Here is a 6822-nt window from a genome sequence, read left to right on the forward strand (position 1 = left end):
AAAAGTCGGAGTTGATTGAAGGAATCTTGAAAGAAATGTAGTTTCGTATTATTATATAGAAAGCGAAAGGATGATTATAACTATGAATAAAACTAGAACTCGTTTTGCGCCGAGTCCAACTGGCTATATGCACATTGGAAATTTGCGTACAGCTTTATTTGAATTTTTAATTGCGAAACACGAAGGTGGCGACTTCTTATTACGTATTGAGGATACTGACCAAGAGCGTAAGGTAGAAGGTGCTGTAGATGTTATTTATAAAACTTTAAAAGAATGTGGTTTGAACTGGGATGAAGGTCCAGATATTGGTGGAGACTTTGGTCCATATGTTCAAAGTGAACGTTTACCTATGTACAAAGGGTATGCCGAAGATTTAATTAAACTTGGTGGAGCTCACTATTGTTTCTGTAGTGAAGAGGAGATTGAGGCTCAAAGAAAAGAAGCTGAAAGCTTAGGTATTTCTTTTAAGTTCAATGATCCTTGTAAGCACTTGAGTGCTGAGGAAGTACAGGCTAAATTGGATGCGGGTGAACCTTATGTTATTCGTCAAACAATCAAAGATGTTGGTGAAACATATTTTGATGATGAAGTATATGGTCGTATTGAAGTGGATGGAGATGTTTTGGATGAACAAATCTTGATTAAATCGGATGGATATCCAACATATAACTTTGCGAACATTATTGATGATCACCAGATGCAGATTTCTCACGTAGTTCGTGGAAATGAATATTTATCAAGTACACCTAAGTACAACTTGATTTATGATGCGTATGGATGGCAAAGACCTACATACGTACACGTACCACCTGTAATGAAGGATGAACACCACAAATTATCAAAACGTAATGGAGATGCTTCTTTCCAAGATCTTGTTGCGAAGGGATATTTGCCGGACGCGATCATGAACTATATCGCACTTCTTGGATGGGCTCCTGAAACAGAACAGGAAATCTATACTTTGGATGAGTTGATCAAAGTATTTAATATTCACCGTATTTCTAAATCACCAGCCATTTTCGATATTGATAAATTGACTTGGATGAACGGTGTATATTTAAGAAACATGGATGAAGAAACATATTATGAAACGGTTCGTCCATACTTAGAAAAAGCGGTTCATGGAGCATACAACTTAAAAGAGATTGCCAAAATCATTCAACCTCGTATTGATATCTTGAATCAAATCGAAGAAAGTGTTGACTTCTTTGATACATTAGTAGATTACGATTTAGAAATGTATCGTCACAAGAAGATGAAGACAACTCCAGAAGTTGCATTAAAAGCTTTAAAAGCCAGCAAGCAAACTCTAGAAGCCTTTGATCAATGGGACAGCATGGATGCATTGCACGAATGTTTATTAGCTCTTCCTAAAGAGTTGGAAATGAAGAATGGACAGGTATTATGGCCAATTCGTACAGCCGTTTCTGGTAAACAATTCACTCCAGGTGGAGCGATTGAAATTGCGTTTATCTTAGGAAAAGATGAAACATTACGTCGTATCCAAGTGGGTATTGATCGTTTGAGTGAAATCGTAGAAGAGTAAAACATACAAACGCTTAGAGAAATCTAGGCGTTTTTTTTGCGTTTTACCAGCAAAAACAAATAAATAATTACGTATCTGTAATATAGAATTGCTGATAATATGATATTACTAGATGGAGGATTGCTTATGAGATATTTTTCAATGGCTGAAATAGCTAAAAAATGGGATATATCCGAGCGCAGTGTTCGAAATTATTGTGCACAGAATCGTGTAGATGGTGCATTTATTGCCGGTAAAACTTGGAAAATTCCAGAAAATGCCAAAAAACCAGTTCGTATGAACAAGAAGAAAGAACAGTCTGTTACTTTATTGGATGTCTTGAAGGAACAAAAGATAAACAAGTATTCTGGTGGGATTTATCATAAAACACAGATTGATTTAACGTATAATTCAAATCATATTGAAGGAAGTCGCTTGAGTCATGATCAAACTCGATATATTTTTGAAACAAATACGATTGGTGTAGAAAATGAAGTGTTGAATGTGGATGATGTACTTGAAACGGCAAATCACTTTCGATGTATTGATATGATTATTGATCATGCCAAGACTACTTTGAGCGAGAATTTTATTAAAGATTTACACTTGACTTTGAAGAATGGTACAAGTGATTCAAGAAAAGAAGGGTTTGTGGTCGGCGACTATAAAAAGGTACCAAATGAAGTTGGAGGAATGAATACAGCACTTTCTGAAGAAGTTCCAGGTAGAATGAAGGGATTGTTAAAAGAATATAATGTTAAAAAAAAGAAAAGACTTTTGAAGATATACTCGATTTTCATGTAAGGTTTGAGCGTATTCATCCATTTCAAGATGGAAATTGTCGTGTTGGAAGATTGATTTTATTTAAAGAATGTTTGAAATATAATATTGTCCCATTTATAATCGATGATCAGTTGAAAATGTTTTATTATCGCGGCTTAAAAGAATGGGATTATGAAAGAGGCTATCTGATGGATACTTGTTTGTCGGCACAAGATAAATATAAAGCTTATTTGGATTATTTTAGAATTGCTTATGAGAATAATAAATCAAATTGAAATCGATGAATATACTGTGATTGAAGTGTCTGATCATACGTGTTTTGGAAACTATGTGGTAATTGAAGGTAAAGAATATCCTACAGAAATCGTATATGATTTTTGTAGGATATTCTTTAAATTAGATTCAATTCTTTAAAGGCATGATATATACCATCTTCATCTAGTGATGTTGTGATCATGTTAGCTTTATCTTTGATTTCTTGTGGAGCATTTCCCATGGCGATGCTCAGATGTGCTTTTTCAAACATAGGAATATCATTGAAGCCGTCTCCAATCGCAATCGTATCTTTAATGTCAGCATTAAAGTATTTGATTACGGCATCCATGCCTGTGGCTTTGTTGATGTGGTAGGAAGTGATTTCTCCACTTTCTTTTCCTAGTGGCGCAAAGGTTGCCGGAATCACATCGTATTTGTCGGATAGATCTTGTTGGATCTTTTTGTAAGGCGTTTTCCCATTGTCAATAACGGAGACTTTGTTGTAGACAAGGTCTTTTATATTGTCGACAACGGTGATTTGGCTCGTTAGAATTGTAAGGCCGTGTTTGGCTTTTTCTTCTTCACTTTTGCCGGCACATTGTTCTTCCACCATTTTTAACATCGTGTCTTTTGTATATTGAGTGGCATAGATGCCATTAGAACATTCAAAGTTAGCGGGAATGTTGTTTTCTAATAAGTAGTTTGAAAGATATTGGCTTTCTTCTTTTGTGAGTGCATTTTCTTCTACGATTTTGTGTTCACATTCAATGGTTGCCCCACTTCCGGCAATAATCGCATCATAGTCAATTTCTAGCATCGGGCCAAAGATTTCAATGCGCTGTCTTCCTGTGCATAAAATGACTTTATGTCCGTTTTTTTGGGCTTGAATACAAGCTTTGATGGCACTATCCGGAATATAGCCTTCGTGATGGAATAGGGTGCCGTCGGCGTCTAAAAATATAAGTTTCATGAGTACCTCTTTCTGATTGGACGAAATGATATTTTTATTCTACAATAGAAAGGTAAATATTTAAAGGGGAGGGATAAAATGGGCGATTATATGGTGATAGGTATTGTGTTTGTTTTCGTGGTATTGATGTCAATACTTCCAAAACCAGTTTATAATGCGATTACGCGTGCTTTTTCAATGCATAAAAATGGAATTCGTAGAATTCAGAAGTATCGTACGACAACCGATTCCATTGGAAATTTAATGTTGGGTATATCGATAGTTTTCTGTATCTTCTATTGCTTCATTCCATTCTATTCATTTTTATATGGCATATTTTTTATTGTGAGCTACTTATGTCTTTTGGCACAGGCGTATCGTGTTACCACAAAGAAGCCTAAACAAATCGCAAAAACCGTTATCTTTTTGACGAATTTATTTGCGGGTGTCAGCTTTCTAGGTGCACTTGGCTTTTTAAATGGGCATGCATCGGTGGCTGTGATCAATCAGTTCATGATTGATTTTCATGCGCATAAGGTATTCAACATCTTATACCTTCTACAAAATCGTACTTGGATGTATTGGTTGTTTCAAGGTGCATTGTTTATGTTTCCACTCTTTATTATGTGGTCACACTTTAAATATATGCGATTGGAGAATAGTGTCAAAGCAGTTTATTTTGTGACATATATTATTAAGATGTTATTTTTGATTATGATTGTGTTATGTTTTTCTTGTGAGGCATTTGATTTCTTGGATATGGTATACCAGGTGGATGCACTTAAGAAATTAGCATAGAGGAAAGAAGGATTTAAAAAATGATTACTCAAAGAATTTCAAAATTACGTGAGAAGATGATGGAGAATAATGTACAGGCATATATTATTCCTACGTCTGACTTTCATGAAACAGAATATGTTTGCGAATATTTCGCATGTCGTAAATATATGTCTGGATTCACTGGAAGTGCAGGTGTCTTAGTTGTATTACTAGATAAGGCTGCACTATGGACAGATGGTCGTTATTTTATTCAGGCGGCAAATCAATTGGAAGGTACAGGCATTGATTTGATGAGGATGGGCCAGCCTGGAGTTCCTGAAATAGATGCGTATATTGTTGAAAATCTAAAGGAAAACGATACAGTTGGATTTGATGGTCGTGTTATGAATACAAAGGATGCCTTGGCATATAAATCTGTATTTGATTTGGCACACTTAAATATGAATGTAAATCTAGATTTAGTAAATGACGTATGGACAGATCGTCCACAGCTTCCTAGTACACCAACTTTCCATTATTCGGAAAAGTTTGCAGGTGAATCTATGGAAAGTAAACTTTCTCGTTTGCGTGCTTTCTTAAATGAAAATAAAGTCGATTCCATTATACTAACAAGTGTGGATCAGATTGCGTGGCTTTATAATTTAAGAGCACATGACATTCCTAATTTCCCGGTTGCGCTTGCATATTCAATCGTATCTTTAGATTCAGCTTCTATTTATATGGATGCATCTCGTTTGGATGAATTGAGTGAAGAAGAATTTAGAAAGAACAATGTCACTGTTTGTGGCTATAACGATATTTATTCAGCTACAAAAACATTGAGTGGTTCAGTACTCGTGGATCCATCAAGTGTAAACTATGCGATTGTTTCTAATTTAAGGGCTAAGCCTGTATTTAAGGAGAGTCCAATTATTTTATGGAAGGCTTTAAAGAATGAAACAGAGTTAAAGTGTACAAAGTGGGCGCACATTAAAGATGGTGTTGCCGTCACAAAATTCATGTATTGGTTAAAGAAGAATGCGGGTAAGATAGAGATGAGCGAAATGAGCGTTCAGTCTAAATTACAAGTTTTTCGTAGTGAACAAGAAAACTATTTAGAGGATAGTTTTGATACGATTTGTGCCTATAAAGAACATGCGGCTATGATGCACTATTCTTCAAAGCCAGAAACGAATGTTGAAATCACAAATTCGGGTATGCTTCTAATTGATAGTGGTGGACAATATTTAGAGGGTACTACAGATATTACACGTACATTTGTGTTGGGTGATATTAGTGAAGAAGAAAGATATTGGTTTACTAAAGCATTAAGAGGACATATTCGTTTATCGGATGCACACTTCTTATTTGGGTGTTCAGGAATCAACTTAGATATTCTAGCTCGTGGACCACTATGGGATCAGGATGTGGATTATCAATGTGGTACAGGACATGGTGTAGGTCACTTATTGAATGTACATGAATCACCAAATGGCTTTAGATGGAGAGTGTTACCTCATCGTAATGAAATGTGTGTATTAGATGAGGGTATGATTACTTCTAATGAGCCAGGAGTCTATTGTGAAGGTAAGTTTGGTATTCGTCATGAAAATGAAATGGTTGTCGTAAAAGGCAATGTGAATAACTATGGTCAGTTCATGCATTTTGAGCCAATTACGTTTGTACCTTTTGACTTGGATGGTTTGGATGTTTCTTTATTGACAAATGAAGAAAAGGCTTGGTTGAACAACTATCATAAAGAGGTATTGGAAAAGATCAGTCCTTATTTAACGAATGATGAAGCTGAGTGGTTAAAATCGGCTTGTCGATTTATTTGATGAAAGAAAGAATGATACCAATCACATGTCCACATTGTGGGCATGTTTTTGAGATAAAAAGAGATACAGTTGTGATTGCACAAATGGATAGTGTCGCTAGAATTCGTTTGAATGATGGTTCGTATTTTATGCATCAATGTCAAAAGTGTAAGTCCATGTTTTATTTGTACTATCCATTCCTATATCGGGATCCGAAAAAGAAGTTTAATCTTGTTTTGACACAACAAAAGAATATAGATAATTTGAGTGAAGATGAGAGGGTTGTACTTTGTCATAGTGTTTCACAGTTTCTTTTGGCTTTTAAGATCTATGATCAGTGTTTAAATCCTAAACTTGTATTGGTCAAAAAGAAGCAGTTGGAAAAAAGATTGGGTCGTAGTATCAAATTTGATTATTATGACAAGAAGAATGGTTGTCTTTGGTTTGAGGATAAGGCTGTATCTTTAACCAAAGAGGAATGTAAAGCGATTCTTATTTTGTAGTATTGTCAAAATAGGTTATAATGTTTGGTAGAAATGAGGTTTTACGTATGAATATTTTAATTGCCGGTGGTACTGGATATATTGGTAGTCATATTTGTGTTGAATTATTAGAAAGTGGTCATGATGTTGTCGTGATTGATGATTTCTCAAATTCAAAACCAGATGTGTTGGAATCGATTTATAAAATTACAGGAAAGCATGTTAAGTTTTATGAATTTAATGTGTTAGATG

Annotated in this window: 9 protein-coding genes; 8 read left to right on the plus strand and 1 reads right to left on the minus strand. The window is 35.1% G+C overall.

What is annotated here, in order from left to right; genetic code table 11:
- Nucleotides 1–82 precede the first annotated feature (82 nt).
- From gltX to LJE08_RS12315, 4 genes are all read left to right on the plus strand, one after another.
- Nucleotides 83–1546, plus strand: a complete 1464-nt coding sequence (gene gltX / locus LJE08_RS12295) for a glutamate--tRNA ligase (protein WP_117924379.1) — start codon at nucleotides 83–85, stop codon at nucleotides 1544–1546.
- Between the two features lie 126 nt (nucleotides 1547–1672).
- A complete protein-coding gene (locus LJE08_RS12300; protein ID WP_227403373.1) occupies nucleotides 1673–2329 on the plus strand; it encodes a Fic family protein in 657 nt (218 codons plus the stop codon).
- 71 nt (nucleotides 2330–2400) lie between these two features.
- Nucleotides 2401–2583 carry a hypothetical protein gene (locus LJE08_RS12310; RefSeq protein WP_227403374.1) on the plus strand — a complete coding sequence of 61 codons (183 nt, stop codon included), beginning with the start codon at nucleotides 2401–2403 and terminating at the stop codon, nucleotides 2581–2583.
- On the plus strand, nucleotides 2561–2722 hold the full coding sequence (locus LJE08_RS12315; RefSeq protein WP_186999401.1) for a hypothetical protein: 162 nt from the start codon (nucleotides 2561–2563) through the stop codon (nucleotides 2720–2722). Before LJE08_RS12310 ends, LJE08_RS12315 begins: the two co-directional genes overlap by 23 nt.
- Here the strand turns inward: LJE08_RS12315 and LJE08_RS12320 are convergent.
- Nucleotides 2700–3533, minus strand: a complete 834-nt coding sequence (locus tag LJE08_RS12320) for an HAD family hydrolase (protein WP_227403375.1) — start codon at nucleotides 3531–3533, stop codon at nucleotides 2700–2702. The genes LJE08_RS12315 and LJE08_RS12320 overlap by 23 nt on opposite strands.
- Before the next feature lie 78 nt (nucleotides 3534–3611).
- Between LJE08_RS12320 and LJE08_RS12325 the strand changes: the two genes are divergently transcribed.
- The 4 genes from LJE08_RS12325 to LJE08_RS12340 form a co-directional block, all read left to right on the plus strand.
- Nucleotides 3612–4310: a hypothetical protein gene (locus LJE08_RS12325; RefSeq protein WP_217256810.1), complete on the plus strand. Its 699-nt coding sequence runs from the start codon at nucleotides 3612–3614 to the stop codon at nucleotides 4308–4310.
- Nucleotides 4311–4330: 20 nt separating this feature from the next.
- Nucleotides 4331–6109 carry an aminopeptidase P family protein gene (locus LJE08_RS12330; RefSeq protein WP_227403376.1) on the plus strand — a complete coding sequence of 593 codons (1779 nt, stop codon included), beginning with the start codon at nucleotides 4331–4333 and terminating at the stop codon, nucleotides 6107–6109.
- On the plus strand, nucleotides 6109–6591 hold the full coding sequence (locus tag LJE08_RS12335) for a CpXC domain-containing protein (protein ID WP_117924389.1): 483 nt from the start codon (nucleotides 6109–6111) through the stop codon (nucleotides 6589–6591). The genes LJE08_RS12330 and LJE08_RS12335 overlap by 1 nt, the downstream gene beginning before the upstream one ends.
- 47 nt (nucleotides 6592–6638) lie before the next feature.
- Nucleotides 6639–6822: NAD-dependent epimerase/dehydratase family protein (locus LJE08_RS12340; RefSeq protein WP_227403377.1), on the plus strand; the 184-nt coding region annotated here is incomplete at its 3' end.

This window comes from Holdemanella sp. DFI.5.55 (assembly GCF_020593575.1).
In the GTDB taxonomy this organism is placed as follows: Bacteria; Bacillota_I; Bacilli_A; order Erysipelotrichales; family Erysipelotrichaceae; genus Holdemanella; species Holdemanella hominis.